This is a genomic window from Streptomyces yangpuensis, from assembly GCF_024666385.1.
Taxonomy (GTDB): Bacteria; Actinomycetota; Actinomycetes; order Streptomycetales; family Streptomycetaceae; genus Streptomyces; species Streptomyces yangpuensis.
Window position 1 is genome coordinate 1,904,252 of the sequence record NZ_CP102514.1, and the last position, 25,790, is coordinate 1,930,041.

A 25,790-nucleotide genomic window follows, 5' to 3' on the forward strand; every position below is an offset into this window, starting at 1 on the left:
GATCCGGAAGAGACGGCCTAGTTGAGGCGGAAGCGGCGGTAGAGCAGGACGCCTCCGAGCAGCAGGGCACCGCCGGCGGGCACCAGATAGCCGACACCGTCGGCGCCGGTGTGGGCGAGCGCCTCACTGTGCCGCGGCGGCTGGACCTCGGTGACCGGGACGACCGGCGTGACGGGGGTGGCCGGCTCGGCCGGCTCGGCCGGCTCGGCCGGGGTGACCGGCTTCTCGACGACGGGCGGCTGGACGGGCTTGCCGGGGGTGGGCTTCTCGCCGTTGACGGACGAGTTGCCGTACACGGGGTTCCCGACGCCGACCACGTTGACCGAGTTGCCGCTGACGTTCAGCGGGAGGTCGACGGGCAGCTGGATCCCATTGCCTGACAATACGCCCGGAGAATCCTTTCCGCGCCCCTCTGCCACTGCTCCCCCGCCGTTCCCGCCGCCCTGCTCGGCATGGCCGCCGCCCCCGGACTCGTTCGCACAGCGGTTGCCCGCCGCGGGATTCAGTACGCCGACCACGTTCACGGTGTTGCCGCAGGCGTTCACCGGCAGGTTCACAGGCAGCTGGATCAGGTTCCCGGACAGCAGACCCGGCGAGCGCTCGGCCCTGCCGTCCGCGTCCGCGTCGGCGTGGGCGAAGCCGCCCACACCCGCGACGGCCAGACCGCCGCCCGCAACGACCGTCGCGATCACGCCGCTTCGACGACTGTTACGCATCACTTTCCCTGCCTTCCGGTGGATTTCGGGGCCTCGCCCCGCACCGGAGACAACGCCTGCGAACCCATACGGGTTATAGAAGCGGTAGGCATTTCACTCAATCGTGTACTGGGTACTGGGTACTTCATGACTGAACGCCCGCTGCTCCTCCTCGACGTGGACGGCCCCCTCAACCCCTTCCGCGCCCCCTTCGCGGGACTGCGCGGGTACAAGAGCCACCGCATGTGGCCGGAGGTCTGGCTCTCCTACCGCGACCCCGAATCCCGCAGGGCACGACGCGGTGCCCGGATCCGTCTCCATCCCTCCCACGGCGCCCGGCTGCTGGCCCTGCCCTTCGAGCTGACCTGGGCCACCGCGTGGACGCACCAGGCCAACACCCTGATCTCCCCGCACATCGGGCTCCCCGGCGACCTGTCCGTCGTCGAATGGCCCGAGCTGTTCGCCGAGGACCCCGACGGCCTCTCCTGGAAGACCCGGCACCTGAGGGACTGGGCCGCCGGCCGCCCCTTCGCCTGGGTCGACGACATGATCACCCCGCGGGACCGGGCGTGGGTCGCCGCCCACCATCCGGCGCCGGCCCTCCTGCTGCGCGTCCACCCGCGCCACGGCCTGCGGGACCGCGACTTCACGGCCCTGACCCGCTGGGCGGAGGGTCTCAGCCCAGCAGGGCGCTGACCGGGTCCTGGGCGGGGCGGCCCGTGGGCCACCAGTCGTCATCGCCCGGCCGGGACTCGTAGGCGTACCAGAGGGCGTCACGCCCGAGCCGGAGCTGGCGGGTGTGGGACGTCAGGCGGTTGCGCTCGGGGCGGAAGACCCCCTGCGACGCGGCGAGGAGCGCCGGGCGGGCCCGGTCGAAGGGTCCGGCCGGCGGGTCCCAGGCCTCTTCGAGCGCGGCCAGGGCGGCACGCCCGCCCTGGCGCCAGGCCGCCGCGGCCCGCGCGAGGTCGGTGGTGGTACGCCCGGTGGCGCGGGCCAGCTCCCGGTAGAGGACACGGGCCGCACCCGTCAGGCCCGCCGTGGGGTCCGCGGAGGCCAGCCGGACGGCGTCCTGCCAGAAGGTGAGGCCGGCGATCGGATCCTCGCCGGTGGTGAGCAGCGTGAGGGCGCGGGCGGCCGCGTCGGAGGCCAGCTGGTCGAGGGCCAGCGGGTCCGGGGCCGCCGGGTCGGCCGGACAGGCGGGCGGAAGGCCCGCCGCCGCGGGCGCGGCGAGCGGCGCGGGCAGCGGCGGCAGCACGGTCCGGGTGAGCGCCTCCCGGGCCGGTACTCCGGGGAAGTCCGGTGCCTCATCGGGCTGTTCGCGGGCGGCGTGGGCGGCGTTGCGGCGGGTCAGGTCGTCGAGGAGCTCCCGCTCGCCGCGGCCGCGCAGGAGCAGCAGGACGAAGGGGTCCTCGTCGAGGAGGCGGGCCGCCCGGTAGCAGAGGGCGGCGGCGTGCTTGCACGGCGGGCGCCCGGTGTCCGGGCAGGAGCAGTGCGGGACGAGCTCGCCCGCCCCGGGCAGGACGGTCCCCGCCAGCGACTGCGGAACCTCTCGCTCCAGGAGGGCGCCGAGCGCCGCCGGGTCGGCCGCGACCTCTTCCAGCAGCTCGCTCCACTCCGCGTCCGCGAAGGCGGGCAGGATCAGCTCGGTGCGGTACGGGCGGGGCCTGCTGCCCCGGACGTACGCGACGATCCGGCCGGGGGTGACGGTCACCGCGTCGACGTTCCCGCCCTCGGCGTACCCGCGGCCCCGGGCCAGCCGGGCCGGATCGCGGGAGACCTCCTCCAGGGCGGCCACCCAGGCCCGTCCCCACCAGCTGACCGCCGCTGCCCCGGCGGGCACGGTCTCGAAGGTGCGGCGGCGGTCGTCCCGGGCGGTGATCATGCGGGCCTCCGCAGGGAGACGAGGTCGGCGAGCTCGCGGTCGGTCAGCTCGGTCAGCGCCGCCTCGCCGGAACCGAGGACGGCGTCGGCCAGGGCCCGCTTCGCCTCCAGCATCTCGGCGATGCGGTCCTCGACGGTGCCCTCGGCGATGATCCGGTGGACCTGTACGGGCTGGGTCTGGCCGATGCGGTAGGCGCGGTCGGTGGCCTGTTCCTCGACGGCCGGGTTCCACCAGCGGTCGAAGTGGACGACATGGCCGGCGCGGGTCAGGTTGAGGCCGGTGCCCGCCGCCTTCAGGGACAGCAGGAAGACGGGGACCTCGCCCGCCTGGAAGCGGTCCACGAGCTCCTCGCGGCGGGCGACCGGGGTGCCGCCGTGCAGGAGCTGGGTGGCGATCCCGCGGGCCGCCAGGTGCCGCTCGATGAGCCGGGCCATCGTCACGTACTGCGTGAAGACCAGCACCGACCCGCCCTCGGCGACGATCGTGTCCAGCAGCTCGTCCAGCAGGGCGAGCTTGCCCGAGCGGTGCGGGAGCCGGGGCTGCTCCTCCTTCAGGTACTGCGCGGGGTGGTTGCAGATCTGCTTGAGCGACGCCAGCAGCTTCATGATCATGCCGCGTCGCTCGATGCCCTCGCTGGACTCGATCACGGCCATCGCCTCGTCCACCGCGGCCTGGTACAGCGAGACCTGCTCACGCGTGAGCGACACCGGGTGGTCGGTCTCCGTCTTCGGCGGCAGCTCGGGCGCGATGCCCGGGTCGGACTTCTTGCGCCGCAGCAGGAACGGCCGGACCAGCGCCGCCAGCCGGGCGACCGCCGCCTCGTTGCCGCCGTCCTCCTCCTGCTGGTGCTCCACCGGGCGGGCGTGCCGGGCCCGGAAGGTGGTCAGCGGACCCAGCAGCCCCGGCGTGGTCCAGTCGAGCAGCGCCCACAGCTCGGAGAGGTTGTTCTCCACCGGGGTGCCGGTCAGCGCCACCCGGGCCGGAGCCGGGATCGTACGCAGCGCCTTCGCGGTCGCCGAGTGGGGGTTCTTGACGTGCTGCGCCTCGTCGGCGACGACCATGCCCCAGCGCTGTTCGGCGAGCAGGGCGGCGCTGGCGCGCATCGTCCCGTAGGTGGTGAGCACGAACCCGCCCGTGCAGGACGTCAGGTCCTCGGTGCTGCGGCCGCCGCCGTGGAAGCGGCGCACGGGGGTGCCCGGCGCGAATTTCTCGATCTCCCGCTGCCAGTTGCCCAGGAGGGAGGCGGGGCACACCACGAGCGTCGGCTCGCGGCGGTCGCGGTGCAGGTGCAGCGCGATCAGGGTGACGGTCTTGCCCAGGCCCATGTCGTCGGCGAGGCAGCCGCCGAGGCCGAGGGAGGTCATCAGGTCCAGCCAGGCCAGGCCGCGCGCCTGGTAGTCGCGCAGGGTGGCCTTGAGCGCGGCGGGCTGCGGGAGCGGGGCGAGCTCCGCCGTCAGCCGTTCCCGCAGGGCGGCGAGCGCCCCCACGGGCACCGCCTCGACCCGCTCGCCGTCGATCTCGGCGGTGCCCGACAGTGCGGTGGCCAGCGCGTCGACCGGGTCGAGCAGACCCAGCTCGCGCTTGCGCGCCTTGCGCACCAGCTCCGGGTCGACCCGTACCCACTGGTCGCGCAGCCGCACGACGGGCCGGTGGGCCTGGGCCAGGGCGTCCATCTCGCCGGGGGTGAGCCGGTCACCGCCGAGGGCCAGCTCCCAGGAGAAGGCGAAGAGGTGTTCCGCGTCGAAGAAGGCGGTCCCGTCGGTGGCGGACCCGGGCGCGGTGGACCGTACGACGGCGGTCGCGGACAGCGTACGGGCCAGCTCGCGCGGCCAGTGGACCACGACCCCGGCGGCCGCCAGCCGGGTCGCGGCCACCCCCAGCAGGTCCTCCAGCTCGGGGTCGGACAGCGCCAGGGCGTCGGGCACGGGCTGGTCCAGCAGGCGCAGCAGCGGCGGCCAGACCCGCGCGGCCCGGCGCAGCGCGAGCACGGCGTCGATCCGGGCGCGCGGCCCGAAACCGGCCCCGGCCGTGCCGGCCCACAGCTGCCCCGCATCGGTGACCAGCGTCGGGTCGGCGAGGCTGTGCACCTGGACGACGGCGGCGCCGGCGCGCCGGGTCTCCTCCCCCTCGGCCTCGTCGAAGAGGCGGAAGGAGGACAGGTCGAGCCGGAGCGAGAGCCCGACCCCGGTGTCGGCCCCGGCCGCGACCTGCGCGGCCCACTCCTGTATCCCGGGGACCCGCTGCGGCTCCCGCGCGGCGAACGGCCGTCCGGCGGCGACGGCCGCCGCCGGGGTACGGGGCAGGCTGTCGGCGACGGCGTCGAGGAAGGCGCGGACCAGTGCCTCCGGTTCGGGCAGCCGGAGCGGGCGTCGCCCGGCGAGGGGCGTCGCATACCCCTCGTGGGGCAGGGCGGCGGCGATCGCCCGCAGATGGGCGATGTCGGCGGCGTCGAGCGGGCCGGCCCGCCAGGCGTCGACGCCCTCGGGGGTGAGCCCGGGGAGCAGCCTGCCGCGCGCGGCCAGGGTGAGGGCCTGCGTGGCGGCGGTGCCCCAGGCCCGCGTGGCGGGATGCGCGGCGGGGCTGCGGGGGGCCCGCACCAGCAGGGGCAGGGCGGCGGCCACGGAGAAGGTCACCGCGGGCACGGTCCGGCTGCGGACCCCGGCGCCGTGCGGACGGACGACGGTGAGCGGGGCCGGTGTGCCGGCCTCGGGCAGCGGGTCCCCGTCGGGCGACCAGAAGGCGACCCGGCCCTGCCGGGGGACAGCGGCGGGCAGGAAGACGGCGGCGTGGCGCAGCAGCGCGGACGGCTGCGGCGTCGGCGGCTGCGACTGCCGCTGCTGCGGCTGCGGCTGCGGCTGCGGCTGCGGCTGCGGCTGCGGCTGCGGCTGCGGCAGTGACCGTTGCGGCGACCACCGCGGTGCCTGTGTCTCCGGCTTTGTCTCCGGCCGTGTCTCCTGCTGCGCTGTCATGATGTCCCCCTCCCGCTCCCTCACGACGTGCTCACACTGTCCTCGCGGGCCCTCCGGCCCCTTTGCCATGAGTTTAGGTGCGCCCACCGACATCGCCCCTGACCTGCTGTTTCAGCGGGCCCAGCGGCCCTGCTCCAGCGCGTACCCGTAAACCGGCCGCCCGGGCGCGGCGCTCGTGCGCAGCGGGCGTCCCCCGTCGTCGACGCGCAGGGTGCCCGAGCCGGCCGGCGAGGTCCACCGCAGGTCGAGGGACCAGTCGCAGTCGCAACCCGTGGTGGCGGCCTCCACCCGCAGGACGACCGGCTCGGCCGCCGAGACCCGCATCGGAAAGGCCGGGGCCGGCTGCCGGCCCCCCGCGTCGTTCCCGGCGACGGGGCGGGCCAGCGGGCGCGGCGCGTCCAGGTTGACGGCGAAGGCGGCCGGGGTGAGACCTCCGCCGCAGCCCGGGGACATCTGGTAGACGTTCCAGGCGGGCGGCGTACGGCGGGCGCCCACCCGCACCTCCAGGCCCTCCAGGACGACCGCTCCCCCACCCGTGCCGTGCAGGGTGACCTCGACGATCTGGGACCCCGCGTGCACGGCGCGCTGCGCCGCCGCCCAGGCGGGCGCGTCGGCCTCCACCGGTGGCGGGGGCACCGATCCGGGACCCCGCTCGGTCAGGTACGCGTGATCGCAGCCCGCGGCCCACACGTGCGACCGCACCGCCGCCTTCAGGGGCGCCGCCGGTACCCGGCCGGGGGCCGGGACGGGCGGCGAGGCGGAGGACGGAGCCGACGCGGTGGCGGATCCTGCCCCCGGTTCCGATGGCGGTGCCGAACCCGTCGCGGGACCCGTCGCCGACTCCGGTGGAGCCGCTCCCGCCTCCGGCGGGGTGAGCCCCGCGGAGGCGGATCCCGAAGGCCCCCGCGTACCGGCCCCGCCCCCTGCCCCCGGACCGGCGGAGGGCGCGCCCGGGTCCGGCCCGGTCACCGCCAGCAGTGCCACGGCCACCGCCCCCGCCGCGAGCCCGGCGGCGGCGGCCACGGCCGCCCGGCGCCGGTACCAGGACGGGCGGGCCCCCGGCCCCGCCGCCGCGGCCGGGCCGACCACCACGGCCGACTCCCCCACGACAGCGGGCGTCGGCTCCGCAGCGACGGTCGGCTCGGGCGCGGCTGACGGCACCGGCTCCGGCTCCGGCTCCGGCGCGGCCGACGGCTCCGGCACCGGCTCCGGCGCGGGCCGGGATGCGGGCCGGTATGCCGCCGTCCCCGCCCGCCGCCGGGCGTCCGCCAGCAGCCACGCCCGGTGCAGGTCCACCGCCTCCGCCGCCGAGGCCCCGCAGGCCCGCGCGAAGCGGTCCACCACGGCGAACTCCACGGGCAGTGCGTCCCCGCTGCAATAGCGGTGCAGAGTCGACGTACTCGTGTGCAGTCTGCGCGCCAGTACGCCGTAACTCAGCCCGCCGCGTTCCTTCATCTCCCGCATCAGCCGCGCGAAATCCTCGGCCTCACTCACGGTGTCCCCCGTCCCCCGTCCCGTGGCTCCGTTCCATGCCTGAGGTGTTCCCCCAGGTGACAGCGTGTACGGGCGTTCCAGTGTCCCGATTTCGCCCCGAACCGTGGCCCCCGCCCCCGGCCGGGGAACAGTCTCGTCAGGCACGCACACCGACGCATCCACGGGGAGAACCGACATGTTCCGACGTACCGGCACCGCCTCCGGCCTCGCGACCGCGCTGGTCGCGGCGGCCGCCGCCCTCGCCCTGACCGCCTCGCCCGCCGCGGCCGCCACCGCGCCCGGCTTCCTGAACGGCACCGATCTGCCGCCGCACCCGTCGTCCGCCTGGTACGCCGGCGAGATCACCGCGGGGCTGCCCGAGACGGCGCCGTTCTGCCTGGACGGCGCGCTCCCGGCGGCGGGCAGCTGGCACCGCACGTTCGGCACCGAGTTCGACACGGGCGCCGTGCAGGTTTCCGTACGCTCCGCCTCGCCCGCCGCGGCCGCCAAGCTCGTCGGCACGCTGGAGCGCAGGGTCGCCGCCTGCGCCGCCGACTGGCTGCGCACGACCCCGGGCGGCACGGCTTCCTGGCAGGACTACGGGACCCTGCCCGTCGAGGAGGGCGCGCACGTCTACGGGGTCCACACCTCGATCCCGGAGTCCGAGCCGGGCGTGCACCTGTACGGGATCGGGCGCGACGGCTCCACCGTGACCGTCGTGAAGTGGGGACAGATGGGCGACCTGTCCCAGGCTCCGGTCGCCGCCTTCAAGAAGACGACGACGAAGGCCGTGAACAAGCTCAATCCGTAGCCGCGGGCCCCGGCGCGCGGCGCCCGGCCGGCCGGGACCCCGGAGCGGTCAGGCCTGCTCCTCGAAGCGGGCCGCCGCCAGGTAGTCGGGCTGCGGATCGAGGGCCGCGGCCAGCCGGAAGTGCTTGCGGGCCTGCTCGGGCCGGCCAGCGCGCTCGTGCGTGCGGGCCAGCGCGAAGTGGGCGAAGGCGTTGTCCGGCTCCCGCTCCAGCACCAGCTCGAACTCCAGCTCCGCCGGGCGCAGTTGGGCGGCGGCGAAGAAGGCCCGGGCGCGCAGCAGCCGGGCCGCGGTGTTCTCCGGGTGGGCGGCCACGACCGAGTCGAGCAGCTTGACCGCACCGCGCGGGTCACGTGCGGCGAGCAGCTGCTCGGCCGCCCGGAAGTCAATGACGTGTGTTTCCGGGCTGGACGGCGTGGGGCGTGCGGTCTCGGACACGGTATGAATCCTTCCCTCTACCGGCGCCTTCAACGCCCCCGCCCCACCCGCTATTCCATGCACACGTCAGGCGGTGGTGCCGCCCGCCGCCCGCGCGGTGAGCTCTTCCCACACCTTGCGCACCTGGGGCTCCAGCGCCTCCAGCGGCCCGTCGTTGTCGATGACGAGGGTGGCCACCGCCAGCCGCTGCTCGCGCGTGGCCTGCGCGGCCATCCGGGCCCGGGCCTCCTCCTCGGCCATCGAGCGCAGCGCGGTCAGCCGGGCGAGCTGCGTGGCCGGCGCCGCGTCCACCACGACCACCAGGTCGTAGAGGGGTGCGAGGCCGTTCTCGGTGAGCAGCGGTACGTCGTGCACGACGATGGCGTCGGGGCCCGCGGCGGCCTCCAGCTCGGCGGACCGGGCGCCGACCAGCGGGTGCACGATCGCATTGAGGGTCCGGAGCTTGTCCTGGTCGGCGAAGACGACGGAGCCCAGTTTGGGCCGGTCCAGCGTTCCCTCGGGGGTCAGCACCTCTTCCCCGAAGGCCGCCACGACGGCCGCGAGGCCCGGCGTACCGGGTTCGACGACCTCCCGCGCGATCCGATCGGCGTCGACGACGATCGCCCCGTACCCCGCCAGCAGGCGCGAGACCTCGCTCTTGCCGGCACCGATTCCGCCCGTCAGGCCCACTTTCAGCATGCCCCGCAGCATAGGGGGCGCCCGCCGTACGTCAGCTCTCGCCCTCCCGCTCCGCCAGGAAGCGCTCGAACTCGCGGCCGATCTCGTCCGCCGACGGGAGCTCCACCGGCTCGGCGATCATGTTGCCCCGGGTCTCGGCGCCCGCGGCCGCGTCGTACTGGTGCTCCAGCCCCTGCACGAGGCTGACCAGCTCCTCGTCGCCCTCGCGGATCTGCCGGTCGATCTCCGTCTGCGTACGGTGCGCCTCGGTGCGCAGCGCGTGCGCCACGGCCGGCAGCACCAGGCCGGTCGCCGCCGTGATCGCCTCCAGCACCGTCAGCGCGGCGTCCGGGTACGGGGAGCGGGCCACGTAGTGCGGCACGTGCGCGGCGACGCCGAGGACGTCGTGCCCGGCCTGGGACAGGCGGAACTCCACCAGGGACTCCGCGCTGCCGGGCACCTGCGCCTCGTCGAAGGGGCTGCGGTGGCCCGGCATGAGGTCGGTCCGGTTGCCGTGCGGGGTGATGCCGACGGGCCGGGTGTGCGGGACGCCCATCGGGATGCCGTGGAAGTTGACCGAGAGCCGGACCCCGAGGCGCTCGACGATCTGCCGGACGGCGACGGCGAAGCGCTCCCACTCCACGTCCGGCTCCGGTCCGGACAGCAGCAGGAAGGGCGCTCCGGTGGCGTCCTGGACCAGCCGGACCTCCAGCCGCGGCTCCTCGAACTCGGCCCAGTGGTCGCGCTGGAAGGTCAGCAGCGGCCGGCGTGCCCGGTAGTCCACGAGGCGGTCCGCGTCGAAGCGGGCGACCACCTGGTGGGGCAGGGTGTCCAGGAGCCGCTCGACGATCTGCTCGCCGGCCTCTCCCGCGTCGATGTACCCCTCGAAGTGGTACAGCATGACCAGCCCGGCCGAGTCCTGGGCGACCGCCAGGTCCGCCACCGCCAGACCCTTGGCATCCCATTCGTACAAGCCCTGTGGATCAAGCACCGCCACCACTCCTCCTCGTCTCGTTCTCTGCGAAGAACGTCCAAGGCGGCGGCGCCATTCCCCAGTTGGGCGCATTCACAGGAACGCAACGGATCACGGCATCCGCACCGGCACCGGCATCCGCGCCGGGACCGGTATCCACCGGCACCGTGCCGGGAACGCGGTGAGGCCCGCCCCCCGAAGGGGACGGGCCTCACCGTCGTACTCGATCAGCTCTGCTCACACCGTCGGTGCGAAGCGCGCTGCGATCAGCTCTGGCCGCCGGCCAGCTTCTCGCGGAGCGCGGCCAGGGCCTCGTCCGACGCCAGGGCGCCGGAGGTCTCGTCCGACTCCGAGGAGTAGGAACCACCCGAGATGCCCGCACCGGCGTTGCCACCGGCGGCCGGGGCGGCAGCGCCCTCGGCAGCGGCGGCCTCGTCGGCCTCGCGGCTCTTGATGACCTGGGCCTGGTGCTGCTCGAAGCGAGCCTGCGCCTCGGCGTACTGGGTCTCCCAGGCCTCGCGCTGCTTCTCGTAGCCCTCGAGCCAGTCGTTGGTCTCGGGGTCGAAGCCCTCGGGGTAGATGTAGTTGCCCTGGTCGTCGTAGGACGCGGCCATGCCGTACAGGGTCGGGTCGAACTCGACCGACGCCGGGTCGGCACCGAAGGACTCGTTGGCCTGCTTCAGGGACAGCGAGATCCGGCGACGCTCGAGGTCGATGTCGATGACCTTGACGAAGATCTCGTCGTTGACCTGGACGACCTGCTCCGGGATCTCCACGTGGCGCTCGGCCAGCTCGGAGATGTGGACCAGACCCTCGATGCCCTCGTCCACGCGGACGAACGCACCGAACGGAACCAGCTTGGTGACCTTACCCGGGACGACCTGACCGATCTGGTGCGTACGGGCGAACTGCTGCCACGGGTCCTCCTGCGTCGCCTTCAGCGACAGGGAGACACGCTCGCGGTCCATGTCGACGTCGAGGACCTCGACGGTGACTTCCTGGCCGACCTCGACAACCTCGGACGGGTGGTCGATGTGCTTCCAGGACAGCTCGGAGACGTGGACGAGACCGTCGACGCCACCCAGGTCCACGAAGGCACCGAAGTTGACGATCGAGGACACGACGCCGGAGCGGACCTGACCCTTCTGCAGGGTGGTGAGGAACGTCTGGCGGACCTCGGACTGGGTCTGCTCCAGCCAGGCACGGCGGGACAGGACCACGTTGTTGCGGTTCTTGTCCAGCTCGATGATCTTCGCCTCGAGCTCCTTGCCCACGTAGGGCTGGAGGTCGCGGACACGGCGCATCTCGACCAGGGAGGCCGGGAGGAAGCCGCGGAGGCCGATGTCGAGGATGAGACCACCCTTGACGACCTCGATGACGGTACCGGTGACGATGCCGTCCTCTTCCTTGATCTTCTCGATCGTGCCCCAGGCACGCTCGTACTGAGCGCGCTTCTTGGACAGGATCAGACGGCCTTCCTTGTCCTCCTTCTGGAGAACCAGGGCCTCGATCTCGTCGCCGACCTTGACGACCTCGTTCGGGTCGACGTCGTGCTTGATCGAGAGCTCGCGGCTCGGGATCACGCCTTCCGTCTTGTAACCGATGTCGAGCAGGACCTCGTCCCGGTCGACCTTCACGATGACGCCGTCGACGATGTCGCCGTCGTTGAAGTACTTGATCGTTTCGTCGATCGCGGCGAGGAAGGCTTCCTCGTTACCGATGTCGTTGACCGCTACCTGCGGAGTGGTAGAGGTGGTCTCGGTGCTGCTCGTCATGTGGGAAAGGGCTCCGGTTACGGACAGAAAGTCGTAGGTACTGCTACGCCGGGAGCCCTTATCGGCATCTGCCGAAGAAGCCGGACAGCCAAGGAAGCCCCTGATCCGCAGAAGCGGGGAGGGCCTCGAAAACCGAGGGGACATCAACAGATGCAAGCGCAGCCTGCTAGGTCTGAGGAGCACAGGCTCGCAGCGCAACTTGTAGCATACGGGGGCGGCCGGACAGGGTCAATGCGCGAAGGCCCACAGCCCGGGCGGATCACCGCACAACCGGCACAATTCATGGGCGGGAACGCCCTGATGGCGGTTCCTGCCACTTCCCAAGACACTCGCAGACTACGACGACGGGCCCCATGAACCAAGAGGACGACGCCCCCGAGAACGCGTACACGGCCGATCCGGGCTCCGCGGACGACGCCGAGGCCACACGCCGTGACGCCGGGGAAGCGGAGAGCAGCCGGGCGAGCCGCGGCTGGTGGGACCGCAACGCCGACGAGTACCAGAGCGAGCACGGCGCCTTCCTCGGTGACGACCGCTTCGTCTGGGGCCCCGAGGGCCTCGACGAGGCGGACGCGGCCCTCCTCGGCCCCGCCGCCTCCCTGAAGGACAAGGACGTGCTGGAGATCGGTGCCGGCGCCGCCCAGTGCTCCCGCTGGCTGGCCGCCCAGGGCGCCCGTCCCGTGGCCCTGGACCTCTCCCACCGCCAGCTCCAGCACGCCCTGCGCATCGGCGACGACATCCCCCTCGTGGAGGCGGACGCCGGGAACCTCCCCTTCCGCGACGGCTCCTTCGACCTGGCCTGCTCCGCCTACGGCGCCGTCCCCTTCGTCGCGGACCCGGTCAACGTCATGCGCGAGGTGCACCGGGTGCTGCGCCCCGGCGGCCGCTGGGTCTTCTCCGTGACCCACCCCGTCCGCTGGGCCTTCCCCGACGAACCCGGCCCCGAGGGCCTGACCGTCTCCGCCTCCTACTTCGACCGGACCCCGTACGTCGAGCAGGACGAGCGGGGGCGCGCCGTGTACGTCGAACACCACCGCACCGTCGGCGACCGGGTCCGCGACGTGGTCGCGGGCGGCTTCCGCCTGCTCGACCTCGTCGAGCCCGAGTGGCCCGAGTGGAACGGCCAGGAGTGGGGCGGCTGGTCCCCGCTGCGCGGCAACCTGATCCCCGGCACCGCGATCTTCGTCTGCGAGAGGGCCTGACCCCTTGATCCGCCAGGCCGCCCTCGACGCCCTTCCCGTACGCGAGGCCCTGCCCGGGCTCGTCCGTGCGCTCGACGCGCACGGCGCCGCGGTGCTGTGCGCGCCGCCCGGCACCGGCAAGACGACGCTGGTCCCGCTGGTCCTCGCGGGCCTGGTGGGCGGCGGCCCCCGGCGCCGGGTGGTCGTGGCCGAGCCGCGGCGGATCGCCGCCCGGGCGGCGGCGCGCCGGATGGCGTGGCTGCTGGGCGAGCAGACCGGCGGTTCGGTCGGCTTCACGGTCCGCGGGGAGCGGGTGGCCGGGCCCGGCACGGTGGTGGAGGTGGTGACCACCGGGGTGCTGCTGCAGCGGCTCCAGCGCGACCAGGAGCTGTCCGGCGTGGACGTGGTCGTCCTGGACGAGTGCCACGAGCGGCACCTGGACGCCGACACGGTCGCGGCGTTCCTCCTCGACGTACGGGAGACCCTGCGCCCGGAGCTGCGGCTCGTGGCGGCTTCGGCGACGACGGACTCCGCGGGCTGGGCCCGGGTGCTGGGGGGTGCGCCGGTGGTGGAGGCGGCGGGGGTGTCGTACCCGGTGGAGACCGTCTGGGCGCCGCCGGCCCGCCCGGTGCGGCCCCCGCACGGGATGCGGGTGGATCCGGCGCAGCTCGCGCACGTGGCCTCGGTGGTGCGGCGGGCGCTGGCGGAACGTTCCGGTGACGTGCTGTGCTTCCTGCCCGGCGTCGGCGAGATCGCCCGGGTGGCGGGGCAGCTGGGCGGCGTGGACGCGGAGGTGCTCCAGGTCCACGGCCGGGCCCCGGCGGCCGTGCAGGACGCGGCGCTGACGGCTGCGGGCCACCGCCGGGTGATCCTGGCGACGGCGGTCGCGGAGTCGAGCCTGACCGTCCCCGGGGTGCGGGTGGTGGTCGACTCGGGGCTGGCCCGCGAACCGCGGGTGGACCACGCCCGGGGGCTGGGTGCGCTGGCGACCGTACGGGCCTCCCGCGCGGCCGGGCGCCAGCGGGCGGGCCGGGCCGGGCGCGAGGCTCCGGGCGTGGTGTACCGCTGCTGGACGGAGGCGGAGGACGGCCGGCTGCCGGCATTCCCGGCGCCGGAGATCCGCATCGCCGACCTGGCGCAGTTCGCCCTGCAGGCGGCGTGCTGGGGCGACCCGGACGCGGCCGGGCTGGCGCTGCTGGACGCCCCGCCGGCCGGGGCGATGGCCGCGGCGCGGGAGGTGCTCCTGGCCGTCGGCGCGGTGGACGGGGCCGGCCGGCCGAGCCCGCGCGGGCTGCGGATGGCCCGGCTCGGGCTGCACCCGCGGCTGGCGCGGGCCCTGCTGGACGGCGGCGCCGCACTCGGCGCCCGCCGGGCGGCGGAGGTGGTGGCGCTGCTGAGCGAGGAGCCGCCGCGCGAGTACGGGGACGACCTGGCCGCCGCCTGGCGCGCGGCCCGCGCGGGCACCGACTCCTACGCGACACGCTGGCGCGCGGAGGCCCGCCGTCTGGAGCGCGCCGCTGCCCCTGCGGGAGGCACTGCGGAACCCGCCTCCGGGACCCCCGCCGGGACCGGGGCCGGGACCGGGGCAGGGGCAGGGGCCGGGGCGTGGACCGGAACCGGGGCGGGGCGCACTTCCGCATCCGGGACCGGGACCCCGTCCGGGGCCGCGGGGCGCCCGTCCGGAACCGGGGCCGGAGTCGCCGGGCGCGTGCCCGCGCCCGGCACCGGCACCGGCACCGGCTCCATGGCGCCGGGCTCCGCGGCCGGGGCCGGGATCCCGGCCTCCGCCGCGGACACCGGTGCACGACAGCCGGCGAATCCAGCCCCTCCGGCGTTCGAGGAGCGGGGTGCGGGGCCGAGCCGCGGCGGTGGCGCCGCACCCGATGACCTCGCCGCCGGGCTCGTCGCCGCCCTCGCCTTCCCCGAGCGGGTGGCGAAGGCCAGGGGCGAGGGGGCCTTCCTCATGGCCTCGGGGACCGGGGCCGGGCTCGGGGACGGGTCACCGCTGCGGCACGCGCCCTGGCTGGCCGTCGCCGTCGCCGACCGGCCCCCGCACTCGGCCTCCGCACGCATCCGGCTGGCCGCGGTCATCGACGAGGACACCGCCCTGACCGCCGCCGCCCACCTGCGGACCGACGCCGAGGAGGTGCGCTGGGAGGAGGGGGACGTCGTCACCCGCGCGGCGCAGCGGCTGGGCGCGATCGAACTCGCGACGCGCCCGCTGCGCAGCCCCGACCCGGCGCTCGTACGGGCCGCCCTGCTCGACGGGCTGCGCGCCGAGGGCGTGGGGCTCCTGCGCTGGTCCGCGGACGCGGAAGGGCTCCGGGCCCGCCTCGGGTTCCTGCACCGGACGCTCGGCGGCCCCTGGCCCGACGTGGCGGACGACGCCGTACTGCTGGCGCGGGCCGACGACTGGCTGGAGCCGGAGCTGTCCCGCGCCCGGCGCCGCGCGGACCTGGCCCGGATCGACGCCGGCCAGGCCCTGAACCGGCTGCTGCCGTGGGCCACCGGCGAGGCGGTCCGGCTGGACGAGCTGGCGCCGGAGCGGATCGAGGTCCCCAGCGGCTCGCGGATCCGCGTCGACTACACCGCCGAGCAGCCGGTGCTCGCGGTGAAGCTCCAGGAGCTGTTCGGGCTGGCCGAGACCCCGCGGGTGGCGGGGGTTCCCGTACTCGTCCACCTGCTGTCGCCGGCCGGGCGGCCCGCGGCCGTCACCGCGGACCTGGCCTCGTTCTGGCAGGGCGGCTACCGGGCCGTCCGCGCGGAGCTGCGCGGCCGCTATCCCAAGCACCCGTGGCCGGAGGATCCGGCCACCGCCGAGCCCACCCGCCACACCAACGCCCGGCTCAGGCGGGGCTGATCCCTTCGCCGCCCTCCGGCACCCCGTCCCGTGCGCGGCGGCCGCGGGCCTCCAGCCACAGCGCGAGCCCGAGGAACGCCAGCCCGCCGGCGGCCAGGCCGGCCGGGGCGTAGGTGTGCAGTGCGAGGACCTTCGTACGGTTGGAGGCGACCAGGTCGAGGGTGTGTTCGGCGTAGTCCTCGCGCATCTTCACGTGCCCGGCGAAGGCGGTGAGCTTGCCGTCGGGGCCGCCCGCCGCGATCCCGCCGCGCATCTCCTGCTGGATCTCCTGCTCGGCGTTGACGGGCGCCCCGGTCACCGGGTCGACCCAGAACATCGCCTTCGCCGTGTACCAGAGGGTGGTGCCGGTGGCCGCCTCGATCGTGGCCGGGTCGATGCCCTCGATCGGCATCTTCTTCGGCATGGGGACCTTCGTCCAGGGGACGGTCTGCTCGAAGTAGTAGACGTCCATACCCCGGTACGTGCGCGGTCCGACGTAGTGGATCGGCGAGGAGGTGCGGGTCTGGGCGTCGAAGTAGAGGTAGTCGCGCGGCTCGGTGAAGAAGGGCCACTTGAACTCGATGCCCTCGCGTCTGACGGCGTCGCCGTCGACCATCTCGCCCGTGGCGTGCACGGGATCCTGGGTGTGGGCGTCGAAGATGTAGCGCTCGGGGATCTGGGAGACCATCTTGCCGTCGGGCCCGATGATGTAGGACAGGGTGTCCCAGACGACGACGTCCTTGCCGGCGCTGGTCTCGATCTCCCTGGACGCCTCCACGTTGCCCTTGAGGGTCTGGACGATCGTGACCTTGTCGACCTTCTTGGGCTGCATGCCGCCGGTGTAGTCGAGGAGGGTCGCGTCCTTCGCCTCCAGGACCATCTCCTGGTACTGGTTCGGCGGGATCTTGGCGAGCCGTGGGTACGCGTACCAGCGCAGCAGCGGCGCGAGGGCCGCGCAGAACACGGCGACGGCCAGCAGGACAAGGCTCGCTCTGCGTCGCACGCCCGGCCCTCCTCTACTTTCCGGGCGCGGGGGGCGCGGTGGTGAGCAGGGGCTTGGGTGAGGTCTCGCCTTCGGGCACCCCGAACGCCGTAAGGGCGAACACGAGGGCCAGCGCGGCCGCGAGGCCGACGACGGCGGCGACGAATGCGCGCATGCCGGTGCTCCGGGATCTGATGAGGCGTCAGAGATGGGGCACCGTAGCAACGCGGGGTCGAGATGAGAACCGTCCGGACCGTGGATCAGCGGGAACGGCCCCCGACCTGTGCAGGCCCTGAGCGTGGACACCGGCGCACGGGCGCCGGGGACCCCCTCTGAGGACAAGGCCTACCAGGGGCGGCTGCTCAGGCGGTCGTGGATCGCGCGCAGCCAGGGTTCGCGGACGGCGGGCAGCCGGGACAGGGTGTGCAGGAGCACGCTGCGGTCGGGGCGGAAGACCCTCCACGGATGGCGGGGCAGTGGATCGTCACGCAGGACTCCGTCGGGAAGCACGCCGGTCGCGGGGACCAGCCGCCGGTCGTCGTGGAAGGCCAGGTGCATCCATACGTCGGCGGCCAGCGGCACGGCCTCGGCGGTGCCGGACGGCGGCTGCCAGGCTTCACCCGTCTGCGGGTGCTGCGGGACGAGGACGATGCCGGTGGCGGGAGTGGGGGTGGGCAGGCCCGGTCCGGCCAGGGCCAGGATGTTCGTCGTCGGCCCGGCCGGGAGCAGCCCGTCGAGCGCGCGGCCGAAGGCGGTGGCGAGGAGGCCCGCGGGGACGCTGACGCGGTTTCCTCCCGAGACGGCCAGGAGGTGGGCCAGGGCGACCGCCACGGCCGCCTCCCACTGCGGGCTCCAGCGGCCGGGCGGTTCGATCGGCGGCGCGTACTGCGGGTCACGGGTGAGCTCGGCCCAGTCGGCGGTCGGGGCGGGGTCCGCGGAGGGGATCCGGTCGACGGCGGCCGGGTCGAGCCGCACCACCTGCCAGAGCGTGCAGTCGTCGATGCGGGTGGCCACTGCCCGTCCGCAGTGCGCGCAGGCCAGGTTCGGGCCGGCCCGACCGTCCAGGCCCAGGCAGTAGCCGTCGCAGCGCTCGGGGATAAGGACGGTGTCGCGGGTATCGCCCGGAGCGACGAGGAACGTGCCCGGCGGCCCGAAGGAGAGGGAGGGGACCGGGGCGAACACACCGCGGGCGGCCGCCTCGTCGGCCCCGATCCCGCTCCACGGCCGCCAGGGCGGGCCGGAGGGCTCCGGGTCGACGGCGTAGGTGCCCTGTTCCATCAGGGCGGGCAGCAGGTCGTGCCCGTAGCGCTGGTGGGCGCGGGCGGGGAGCGCGACCCGCGTCAGGGAGGCCGTCAGCGCGGCTCCGCACCCCGCACACGCGAACACATCGGCCATGCACCCTCCTCCGCCCCCTGAACAACCGGAATCATCAGGGGTCGGGTGACGGGCCGCCAACTCCTTTTGCCCTACGGGGTACCGGTCGGGCTCGCGCTCGGCGTCGAGGTCCGACCCGGAGCCGGAGTCGGCGTCGGCGTCGGCGTCGGCGTCGGACGCCGGGTCGGCCCGGAACTCGCCGTGGGGCTGGGCTTCGGCGACGGGGTCACGGTCGGACCGGGCGTCGGTGTGGGTGTCGGGGTCGGAGTCGGTGCAGGCGTCGGCGTGGGCTTCGGGTCCGGCGTCGGTGTGGGGGTGGGCGTCGGTGTGGGGGTGGGCGTCGGTGTGGGGGTCGGGGTCGGAGTCGGTGCAGGCGTCGGCGTGGGCTTCGGGTCCGGCGTCGGTGTCGGGCTCGGCGTGGGTGTCGGGCTCGGCTTCGCGTCCGGGGTGGGCGTCGGTGCCGGGTCCGGCTTCGGGGTGGGCTTCGGCGACGGGGCCGTGGGTGCGGGAGCCGTCGTACCGCCGCTGTCCGGGACCTCGTGCGTCCCCTTCAGGTAGTACGTGAACCAGGACCGCACCGTCCGCAGGTACTCCGTGGAGTGGTTGTAGGACAGCACCGCACGGTCCAGGTCCGCCTCCACCCGGAGGTCCCTGGTGCCCGCGCACAGGTAGCGGGCTGCCGCGAGGGCCGCGTCGTGGACGTTGTTCGGGTTGCGGCGCCCGTCGCCGTCCGCGTCCTGGCCCCAGGCCGCCCACGTGGAGGGGATGAACTGCATCGGCCCGACCGCCCGGTCGTACCTCGCGTCGCCGTCGTACGCGCCGCCGTCGGTGTCCGCGATGTTCGCGAAGCCGTTGCCGTCGAGGACCGGACCCAGGATCGGCCGCAGGGTGGTGCCGGCCGCGTCCACCTGGCCGCCGCGCGCCTGACCGGACTCCACCCTGCCGATGGCCGCGAGGAGTTGCCAGCGCAGTCCGCATCCGGGGTCGCTCCGCCCCACCGTCTTCTCGGCCCGCTGGTACGCCGCGAGTACGCTCGCCGGTATCCCCTGCGCGGCCCCGCCCACGGCGACCACCGTCGCCGGCTGTGGCGTCGCCGGCTGCTCCTGCGGCCGGGTCTCGGGCGGCCCGTCCGGCAGCAGTACCGGTGGCGGCTGCGGGCTCACCAGCGGCGGCAGTTCGGTGAAGTAGGCCGAGTCGCCGCCGCTCCCCGGCGCCGGGAGCGGCCGGTCCGCGCTGTCGCCGGCCGTGACCGCCGTGTCCGGGACCGGGCCCGCCGGGCCCCGCGAAGCGGTCAGCGCGGCGGCCGTCAGCGCACAGACCAGCGCGGCCGTCGTTCCCCTGCGCAGCCTGCGGCCGAATATCCGAGACGACATGAGCCGGACCCCTCCCCCTCGACGTCCGCGTGACCCTACGTCAACTCCCTGCAATGGACACGCACCACGGGCCGGAATTCACCGGATCCCCACGTCCACAGGCAGCTCACGCATACTGTCGGGACCCTTCGGGCGCATTGGCCCGAAGTAGGGAACGACCGCAGCAACGCGCAGAAGAGGTGCCATGCCGTTCACTCTCAGCCATGCGGCCGCCGTACTTCCGGCCATCCGCCGGACGGGGCGTGCACGGGGTCCCCTCGTCGCCTCCGCGATGGTCCTCGGCTCCTTCGCACCGGACACCTTCTACTTCACCGACGCGGTCGTCGAGGGCTTCATGGCGTACGGGAGCGTCACGCATTCACTGCCCGGGATCCTCACGCTGGACGCGGTGCTCACCGCCGGCCTCGTGGGGTGCTGGCTGCTGCTGCGCGAGCCGCTCGTCGCGCTCCTGCCGCGCCGCCTGCGCGGCAGGGTCCACGCCTTCGTGCGGGGCGAGGAATGGCGCGTACACCGTCGACTGCCCGCGCTCCTCGCCTGGTTCTACGTCTCGGCCGTCATCGGTTCGCTCACGCACGTGCTGTGGGACAGCTTCACGCACATGGACCGCTGGGGGACGAACGCACTGCCCTGGCTCGGTGAGCCCATCGCCTTCGGTTTCCCGCCGTACACCTTCCTGCAGTACGGCACTTCGGCGATCGCGGCCGGTGCGCTGCTGTGGTTCACGGCGACCGCGCTGCGCCGCCTGCCGGCGTCCCCGCCGCCCGCGTCGGTGCCGGTGCTGGGCCGCGCGGAGTACTGGGGTGCGCTGGCGCTGATCGGGGCGGGCGTCTCGATCGGGGTGACCTTCCGCGTGATCCGCTTCTTCACCTTCTTCGACCGGATCCGTACGCCCCTCGACATCATCCCGACCGTCTGCTTCGGTGCGGGCGGCGGCCTCAGTGTGGCCCTGCTGGTCTACGGGGTCCTCGTACGCCTGCGGCAGCGCCGCGACCGGGACAGGCAGCGCTCGGACGAGGAGACGCGAACGCCCGTCCCCGCCGCCTGAGCGGACGGGGACGGGCGCTGCCCGCTCGTCGTGGCGCGCCGCACGCCGCGTGCAGCACGCCGCACACCGCCCGGCGCGGCGCGCGGGGTCAGTGCGCGGCGGACTCCCAGTCGGAGCCGACGCCCACCGACACGTCCAGCGGGGCACGGAGTTCGACGGCGGCACCCATCTCGCGGCGCACCAGCTCCTCCACCTGCTCCCGCTCGCCGGGGGCGATCTCCAGCACGATTTCGTCGTGGACCTGGAGCAGCATCCGCGAGCGCAGACCGGCCTCGGTGATCGCCTTGTCGACGCGCAGCATCGCGACCTTGACGATGTCGGCGGCGGTGCCCTGGATCGGGGCGTTGAGCGCCATCCGCTCGGCGGCCTCGCGGCGCTGGCGGTTGTCGCTGTTGAGGTCGGGCAGGTACCGGCGGCGGCCGAAGACCGTCGCCGTGTATCCGGTGGCCCGGGCCTCGTCCACGACGCGCTGGAGGTAGTCGCGGACCCCGCCGAAGCGCTCGAAGAAGGTCTCCATCAGGCCGCGCGCCTCGGCCGGCTCGATGCCCAGCTGCTGGGACAGGCCGAAGGCGGACAGCCCGTAGGCCAGGCCGTAGGACATGGCCTTGATCTTGCGGCGCATCTCGGCGTCGACCTGGTCGCGCTCCACCCCGAACACCTGGGAGGCGACGGTGGTGTGCAGGTCCTCGCCGGACGCGAACGCCTCGATCAGGCCCTCGTCCTCGGAGAGGTGGGCCATCACGCGCAGCTCGATCTGGCTGTAGTCGGCCGTCATCAGCGACTCGAAGCCCTCGCCGACGACGAAGCCGCGGCGGATGGCCCGCCCCTCGTCGGTGCGCACCGGCACGTTCTGCAGGTTCGGGTCGGTGGAGGACAGCCGGCCGGTCGCGGCGACGGTCTGGCTGAAGCTGGTGTGCACCCGGCCGTCGGCGGCGATGGTCTTGACCAGGCCCTCGACGGTGACACGCAGCTTGGCCTGCTCCCGGTGCCGGAGCATGATCACCGGGAGTTCGTGGTCGGTCTGCGTGGCCAGCCAGGCCAGCGCGTCGGCGTCCGTGGTGTAGCCGGTCTTGGTCTTCTTCGTCTTCGGCAGGTCCAGCTCACCGAAGAAGACCTCCTGGAGCTGCTTGGGCGAGCCGAGGTTGAACTCGTGGCCGACCGCCGCGTGCGCCTCCTTGACCGCCTGCTGCACCGCGCCGGCGAACTGCTGCTCCATCGCTTCCAGGTGGTCGCGGTCGGCGGCGATGCCGGCGCGCTCCATCCGGGCGAGCAGCTCGGAGGTCGGCAGCTCCATGTCGTGCAGCAGCTCGGCCGCGCCGACCTCGGCGAGCTTGCCGGAGAAGGCGTCGCCCAGGTCCAGGACGGCGCGGGCCTGCGCCATCAGCGCCTCGGCCTCGGCGGTCTCGTCGGCGCCGAAGGCGAGCTGCCCGTCCGCGGCGGCGGGGGCCAGCTCACGGTGCAGGTACTCCGTGGACAGGGCGTCCAGCGCGAAGGACCGCCGGCCCGGCTTGACCAGGTAGGCGGCGAGCGCGGTGTCCATGGTGACGCCGGCGAGGCTCCAGCCGTGCTCGGGGAAGACCCGCATCAGGGCCTTGGCGTTGTGCACGACCTTGGGACGGGCCGCGTCCGCCGCCCAGGCCGCGAAGGCCCGCTCGTCACTCTCGTCCAGCTCGGCCGGCGTGAACCAGGCGGCGGCTCCCCCGGCCGCGGCCAGCGCGATCTCGGCGACGCTGCCCTGGCCGAGAGCCCAGCTGTCGACGGTCGCGACACCCAGCGGCCCGCCCGCGTGGCTCTCCAGCCACGGCGCCAGCTCGCCCGTGCCCAGCACGGACCCGTCGAGCTCGACGCCCGGCGCCGGCGCCGGGGCGGCCTCCTGCCCGGCCGCGCCCGGGTCCACGGCCAGCAGCCGCTCCCGCAGCGACGGGTTGCGGATCTCCAGCACGTCCAGCACCCCGGTCACCGCGGCCCGGTCGTACGGCAGGCGGCCCAGGTCGGCGGCGCCCCTGGGCAGCTCCACGTCCTTGACCATCTCGGTCAGGACCCGGTTGAGCTTGACGGCCTCCAGGTGGTCCCGGAAGTTCTGCCCGGCCTTGCCCTTGACCTCCTCGGCACGCTCCACGAGCTCCGCGAACGACCCGAACTGCGTGATCCACTTGGCGGCGGTCTTCTCACCGACGCCCGGGATGCCCGGCAGGTTGTCGGACGGGTCGCCGCGCAGGGCCGCGAAGTCCGGGTACTGCTGCGGGGTGAGCCCGTACTTCTCCTCGACCTTCTCCGGCGTGAAGCGCGTCAGCTCCGAGACGCCCTTGGTCGGGTAGAGCACGGTCGTGTGCTCGGACACGAGCTGGAAGGAGTCCCGGTCGCCGGTGACGATCAGCACCTCGAAACCGAGGGCCTCCGCCTGCGTCGCCAGCGTCGCGATCACGTCGTCGGCCTCGAAACCGTCGATCGCGAACCGCGGCACCTTCATCGCGTCGAGCAGCTCGCCGATCAGCTCGACCTGCCCCTTGAACTCGTCGGGCGTCTTGGAACGGTTCGCCTTGTACTCGGGGAACTCCGTCGAACGCCACGTCTTGCGGGACACGTCGAACGCCACCGCGAAGTGTGTGGGCGCCTCGTCGCGCAGCGTGTTCGCCAGCATCGACGCGAAGCCGTAGATGGCGTTGGTCGGCTGCCCCGTCGCGGTCGTGAAGTTCTCCGCGGGCAGCGCGAAGAACGCCCGGTACGCCAGGGAGTGCCCGTCCATGAGCATCAGGCGGGGGCGGTCCGCTGCGGTCGTCTGGTCCGTCTTCTTCGATGCTGAATCTGCCACGTCCCCGATCCTAGGCGCCCCCACCGACAATTCCGGCCCGTCGCCCCCACCGGCGCACCCGCCCCACCGGACGCCCCCCGCGCACCCGGGCGGACACCACGGACACCGGACCGCCCTCCCCCGAATCCCATGGGTCGTGCAAGGATCGAAGCACGCGGCCACCCGTGCTGCGCACGTACGAACGCTCGAAGGGGAGCGCGATGGCGACCAAGCCGCCCACAGGCGATCCGGTACAGGACGCACCGCAGGTCACACCGCCCAAGCACGCGGCGGCCGGACTTCCGGCGATCGGCCACACCCTGCGGATCGCGCAGCAGCAGATGGGCCTGGCCCGCACCGCCCGCACGCTCCTCAAGGTCAACCAGAAGGACGGCTTCGACTGCCCCGGCTGCGCCTGGCCCGAGGGCGACAAACGGCACACCGCCGAATTCTGCGAGAACGGCGCCAAGGCCGTCGCGGAGGAAGCCACCCTGCGCCGGGTCACCCCCGAGTTCTTCGCCGCGCACCCCCTGGCCGACCTGGCCGGCCGCTCCGGCTACTGGCTCGGCCAGCAGGGCCGCATCACCCAGCCCATGTACCTTCCCGAGGGCGGCGACCGGTACGAGGCCGTCAGCTGGGACCGCGCCTTCGCGATCATCGCGGAGGAGCTGAACGCGCTCGGCTCCCCCGACGAGGCCCTCTTCTACACCTCCGGCCGCACCAGCAACGAGGCCGCGTTCCTCTTCCAGCTCTTCGCCCGCGAGTTCGGCACCAACAACCTGCCCGACTGCTCCAACATGTGCCACGAGTCCTCCGGCTCCGCACTGACGGAAACCATCGGGATCGGCAAGGGCAGCGTCTCCCTCGAAGACCTCCACCAGGCCGAACTGATCATCGTCGCCGGGCAGAACCCGGGCACCAACCACCCGCGCATGCTCTCCGCCCTGGAACAGGCCAAGGCCGCCGGCGCGAAGATCATCTCGGTGAACCCGCTGCCCGAAGCCGGCCTGGAACGGTTCAAGAACCCCCAGACCCCCCTCGGCATGCTCAAGGGCACCGCCCTGAACGACCTCTTCCTGCAGATCCGCATCGGCGGCGACCAGGCCCTCTTCCGCCTCCTGAACAAGCTCGTCATCGAAACCGAGGGCGCCACCGACGAGGCCTTCATCCGCGAGCACACCCACGGCTACGAGGACCTCGCCGCCGCCGCGAAGGAAGCCGACTGGGACGACACCCTCACCGCGACCGGCCTGACCCGCCCCGAGATCGAGCGCGCCCTCGCCATGATCCTGGCGTCCAAGCGCACCATCGTCTGCTGGGCCATGGGCCTCACCCAGCACAAGCACGCCGTCGCCACCATCCGCGAGGTCGTCAACCTCCTCCTGCTGCGCGGCGACATCGGCCGCCCCGGCGCCGGCGTCTGCCCCGTCCGCGGCCACTCCAACGTCCAGGGCGACCGCACCATGGGCATCTTCGAGCGGCCCGCCCCCGCCTTCCTCGACGCCCTCGACAAGGAATTCGGCATCACCTCGCCGCGCGGCCACGGCTACGACGTCGTCCGCTCCATCCAGGCCATGCGTGACGGCCGCGCCAAGGTCCTCTTCGCCATGGGCGGCAACTTCGTCGGCGCCACCCCCGACACCGACGTCACCGAGGCCGCCATCCGCCGCACCTCCCTCACCGTTCACGTCTCCACCAAGCTCAACCGCTCCCACGCGGTCACCGGCCGGCGCGCCCTGATCCTGCCCACCCTCGGCCGCACCGACAAGGACGTCCAGGCCACGGGCAGGCAGTTCGTGACCGTCGAGGACTCCATGGGCATGGTCCACGCCTCCCGCGGCAACCTCGCCCCCGCCTCCCCGCACCTGCTCTCCGAGCCCGCGATCGTGGCCCGGATGGCCCGCGCCGTCCTGGGTCCCGCCTCCGCCACCCCGTGGGAGGAGTTCGAGCGCGACTACGCCACCGTCCGCGACCGGATCTCCCGCGTGGTCCCCGGCTTCGAGGACTTCAACGCCCGCGCCGCCCGCCCCGAGGGCTTCCGCCTCCCGCACGCCCCGCGCGACGAACGCCGCTTCCCCACCCGCACCGGCAAAGCGAACTTCACCGCCGCGCCCGTGGAGTACCCCCGCGTCCCGCAGGGCCGCCTGCTCCTGCAGACCCTGCGCAGCCACGACCAGTACAACACCACCATCTACGGCCTCGACGACCGCTACCGCGGCATCACCGGCGGCCGCCGCGTCGTCATGGTCAACCCCGCCGACGCCGCCGAGCTGGGCCTCGCCGACGGCTCGTACACCGACCTGGTGAGCGAGTGGAAGGACGGCGTGGAACGGCGCGCGCCCGGCTTCCGCGTCGTGCACTACCCCACCGCCCGCGGCTGCGCGGCCGCGTACTACCCCGAGACGAACGTCCTGGTCCCGCTCGACTCGACCGCGGACACCAGCAATACCCCGGCCAGCAAGTCCGTCGTCGTGCGCTTCGAACCGGCCTGATAGAACGACCGTCAGGAAATGAAGTTAACGAGCGTTGACGAAC

At 73.9% G+C, this 25,790-nt stretch carries 19 protein-coding genes; 6 read left to right on the top strand and 13 right to left on the bottom strand.

The annotated features are described in order from the left end of the window. Window positions 1-17 precede the first annotated feature (17 nt). Window positions 18-716, bottom strand: coding sequence for a chaplin (locus NRK68_RS08785; RefSeq protein ID WP_257855529.1), 699 nt, complete (start codon window positions 714-716; stop codon window positions 18-20). Between the two features lie 126 nt (window positions 717-842). Here NRK68_RS08785 and NRK68_RS08790 point away from each other — a divergent pair, with 126 nt between their 5' ends. Then, complete coding sequence (locus NRK68_RS08790) at window positions 843-1,391, top strand: hypothetical protein (RefSeq protein ID WP_183069531.1); 549 nt, start codon at window positions 843-845, stop codon at window positions 1,389-1,391. Here NRK68_RS08790 and NRK68_RS08795 read toward each other — a convergent pair. The 3 genes from NRK68_RS08795 to NRK68_RS08805 form a co-directional block, all read right to left on the bottom strand. Beyond that, on the bottom strand, window positions 1,372-2,577 hold the full coding sequence (locus tag NRK68_RS08795) for an SWIM zinc finger family protein (protein ID WP_257855530.1): 1,206 nt from the start codon (window positions 2,575-2,577) through the stop codon (window positions 1,372-1,374). The genes NRK68_RS08790 and NRK68_RS08795 overlap by 20 nt on opposite strands. Further along, complete coding sequence (locus NRK68_RS08800; RefSeq protein WP_257855531.1) at window positions 2,574-5,546, bottom strand: SCO1167/SCO6262 family helicase; 2,973 nt, start codon at window positions 5,544-5,546, stop codon at window positions 2,574-2,576. The genes NRK68_RS08795 and NRK68_RS08800 overlap by 4 nt, the downstream gene beginning before the upstream one ends. 111 nt (window positions 5,547-5,657) lie before the next feature. Beyond that, window positions 5,658-7,040 carry a helix-turn-helix domain-containing protein gene (locus tag NRK68_RS08805; RefSeq protein WP_257855532.1) on the bottom strand — a complete coding sequence of 461 codons (1,383 nt, stop codon included), beginning with the start codon at window positions 7,038-7,040 and terminating at the stop codon, window positions 5,658-5,660. A gap of 175 nt (window positions 7,041-7,215) precedes the next feature. Here NRK68_RS08805 and NRK68_RS08810 point away from each other — a divergent pair, with 175 nt between their 5' ends. Further along, entirely contained in the window at window positions 7,216-7,830 is a 615-nt protein-coding gene (locus NRK68_RS08810) for a hypothetical protein (protein ID WP_257855533.1), read from the top strand. Window positions 7,831-7,878: 48 nt separating this feature from the next. Here the strand turns inward: NRK68_RS08810 and NRK68_RS08815 are convergent, their stop codons facing one another. From NRK68_RS08815 to rpsA, 4 genes are all read right to left on the bottom strand, one after another. Then, entirely contained in the window at window positions 7,879-8,265 is a 387-nt protein-coding gene (locus tag NRK68_RS08815; protein WP_183069528.1) for a tetratricopeptide repeat protein, read from the bottom strand. Window positions 8,266-8,331: 66 nt separating this feature from the next. Then, on the bottom strand, window positions 8,332-8,943 hold the full coding sequence (coaE, locus tag NRK68_RS08820) for a dephospho-CoA kinase (RefSeq protein ID WP_183069527.1): 612 nt from the start codon (window positions 8,941-8,943) through the stop codon (window positions 8,332-8,334). 31 nt (window positions 8,944-8,974) lie between these two features. Beyond that, window positions 8,975-9,913 (bottom strand): PAC2 family protein, encoded by a 939-nt coding sequence (locus NRK68_RS08825; RefSeq protein ID WP_257855534.1) that lies wholly within the window; start codon window positions 9,911-9,913, stop codon window positions 8,975-8,977. Window positions 9,914-10,161: 248 nt separating this feature from the next. Then, complete coding sequence (gene rpsA, locus NRK68_RS08830) at window positions 10,162-11,670, bottom strand: 30S ribosomal protein S1 (protein ID WP_030666059.1); 1,509 nt, start codon at window positions 11,668-11,670, stop codon at window positions 10,162-10,164. A 353-nt stretch (window positions 11,671-12,023) separates the two neighbouring features. Here rpsA and NRK68_RS08835 point away from each other — a divergent pair, with 353 nt between their 5' ends. Continuing rightward, complete coding sequence (locus tag NRK68_RS08835) at window positions 12,024-12,872, top strand: class I SAM-dependent methyltransferase (protein WP_257855535.1); 849 nt, start codon at window positions 12,024-12,026, stop codon at window positions 12,870-12,872. A gap of 4 nt (window positions 12,873-12,876) precedes the next feature. Further along, window positions 12,877-15,711: an ATP-dependent RNA helicase gene (locus NRK68_RS08840; RefSeq protein WP_257855536.1), complete on the top strand. Its 2,835-nt coding sequence runs from the start codon at window positions 12,877-12,879 to the stop codon at window positions 15,709-15,711. On the opposite strand, the gene pgfA is transcribed toward NRK68_RS08840, so the two are convergent. From pgfA to NRK68_RS08860, 4 genes are all read right to left on the bottom strand, one after another. Beyond that, a complete protein-coding gene (gene pgfA, locus NRK68_RS08845; protein ID WP_183069523.1) occupies window positions 15,698-16,693 on the bottom strand; it encodes a cell envelope lipid trafficking protein PgfA in 996 nt (331 codons plus the stop codon). The two genes, NRK68_RS08840 and pgfA, sit on opposite strands and share 14 nt — an antisense overlap. A gap of 13 nt (window positions 16,694-16,706) precedes the next feature. Beyond that, a complete protein-coding gene (locus tag NRK68_RS08850) occupies window positions 16,707-16,847 on the bottom strand; it encodes an SPW_0924 family protein (RefSeq protein WP_183069522.1) in 141 nt (46 codons plus the stop codon). Window positions 16,848-17,017: 170 nt separating this feature from the next. Beyond that, window positions 17,018-18,067 carry a hypothetical protein gene (locus tag NRK68_RS08855; protein WP_257855537.1) on the bottom strand — a complete coding sequence of 350 codons (1,050 nt, stop codon included), beginning with the start codon at window positions 18,065-18,067 and terminating at the stop codon, window positions 17,018-17,020. A 71-nt stretch (window positions 18,068-18,138) separates the two neighbouring features. Next, window positions 18,139-19,419 (bottom strand): lytic transglycosylase domain-containing protein, encoded by a 1,281-nt coding sequence (locus NRK68_RS08860; protein ID WP_257855538.1) that lies wholly within the window; start codon window positions 19,417-19,419, stop codon window positions 18,139-18,141. A 184-nt stretch (window positions 19,420-19,603) separates the two neighbouring features. On the opposite strand from NRK68_RS08860, the gene NRK68_RS08865 reads away from it, so the two are divergent. Then, window positions 19,604-20,464 carry a DUF4184 family protein gene (locus tag NRK68_RS08865; protein WP_257855539.1) on the top strand — a complete coding sequence of 287 codons (861 nt, stop codon included), beginning with the start codon at window positions 19,604-19,606 and terminating at the stop codon, window positions 20,462-20,464. 88 nt (window positions 20,465-20,552) lie between these two features. Here the strand turns inward: NRK68_RS08865 and polA are convergent, their stop codons facing one another. After that, window positions 20,553-23,276: a DNA polymerase I gene (polA, locus tag NRK68_RS08870; RefSeq protein ID WP_183069518.1), complete on the bottom strand. Its 2,724-nt coding sequence runs from the start codon at window positions 23,274-23,276 to the stop codon at window positions 20,553-20,555. 200 nt (window positions 23,277-23,476) lie between these two features. Here polA and NRK68_RS08875 point away from each other — a divergent pair, with 200 nt between their 5' ends. Next, a complete protein-coding gene (locus NRK68_RS08875; protein WP_257855540.1) occupies window positions 23,477-25,747 on the top strand; it encodes an FdhF/YdeP family oxidoreductase in 2,271 nt (756 codons plus the stop codon). Window positions 25,748-25,790: the final 43 nt, after the last annotated feature.

Coding starts and splice junctions, on each gene's coding strand:
- NRK68_RS08800 (WP_257855531.1), bottom strand. CDS start 5,546: ATGACAGCGCAGCAGGAGACACGGCCGGAGACAAAGCCGGAGACACAG.
- NRK68_RS08795 (WP_257855530.1), bottom strand. CDS start 2,577: ATGATCACCGCCCGGGACGACCGCCGCCGCACCTTCGAGACCGTGCCC.
- NRK68_RS08875 (WP_257855540.1), top strand. CDS start 23,477: ATGGCGACCAAGCCGCCCACAGGCGATCCGGTACAGGACGCACCGCAG.
- NRK68_RS08865 (WP_257855539.1), top strand. CDS start 19,604: ATGCCGTTCACTCTCAGCCATGCGGCCGCCGTACTTCCGGCCATCCGC.
- NRK68_RS08860 (WP_257855538.1), bottom strand. CDS start 19,419: ATGTCGTCTCGGATATTCGGCCGCAGGCTGCGCAGGGGAACGACGGCC.
- NRK68_RS08785 (WP_257855529.1), bottom strand. CDS start 716: ATGCGTAACAGTCGTCGAAGCGGCGTGATCGCGACGGTCGTTGCGGGC.
- NRK68_RS08850 (WP_183069522.1), bottom strand. CDS start 16,847: ATGCGCGCATTCGTCGCCGCCGTCGTCGGCCTCGCGGCCGCGCTGGCC.
- NRK68_RS08790 (WP_183069531.1), top strand. CDS start 843: ATGACTGAACGCCCGCTGCTCCTCCTCGACGTGGACGGCCCCCTCAAC.
- NRK68_RS08835 (WP_257855535.1), top strand. CDS start 12,024: ATGAACCAAGAGGACGACGCCCCCGAGAACGCGTACACGGCCGATCCG.
- NRK68_RS08810 (WP_257855533.1), top strand. CDS start 7,216: ATGTTCCGACGTACCGGCACCGCCTCCGGCCTCGCGACCGCGCTGGTC.
- NRK68_RS08855 (WP_257855537.1), bottom strand. CDS start 18,067: ATGGCCGATGTGTTCGCGTGTGCGGGGTGCGGAGCCGCGCTGACGGCC.
- rpsA (WP_030666059.1), bottom strand. CDS start 11,670: ATGACGAGCAGCACCGAGACCACCTCTACCACTCCGCAGGTAGCGGTC.
- coaE (WP_183069527.1), bottom strand. CDS start 8,943: ATGCTGAAAGTGGGCCTGACGGGCGGAATCGGTGCCGGCAAGAGCGAG.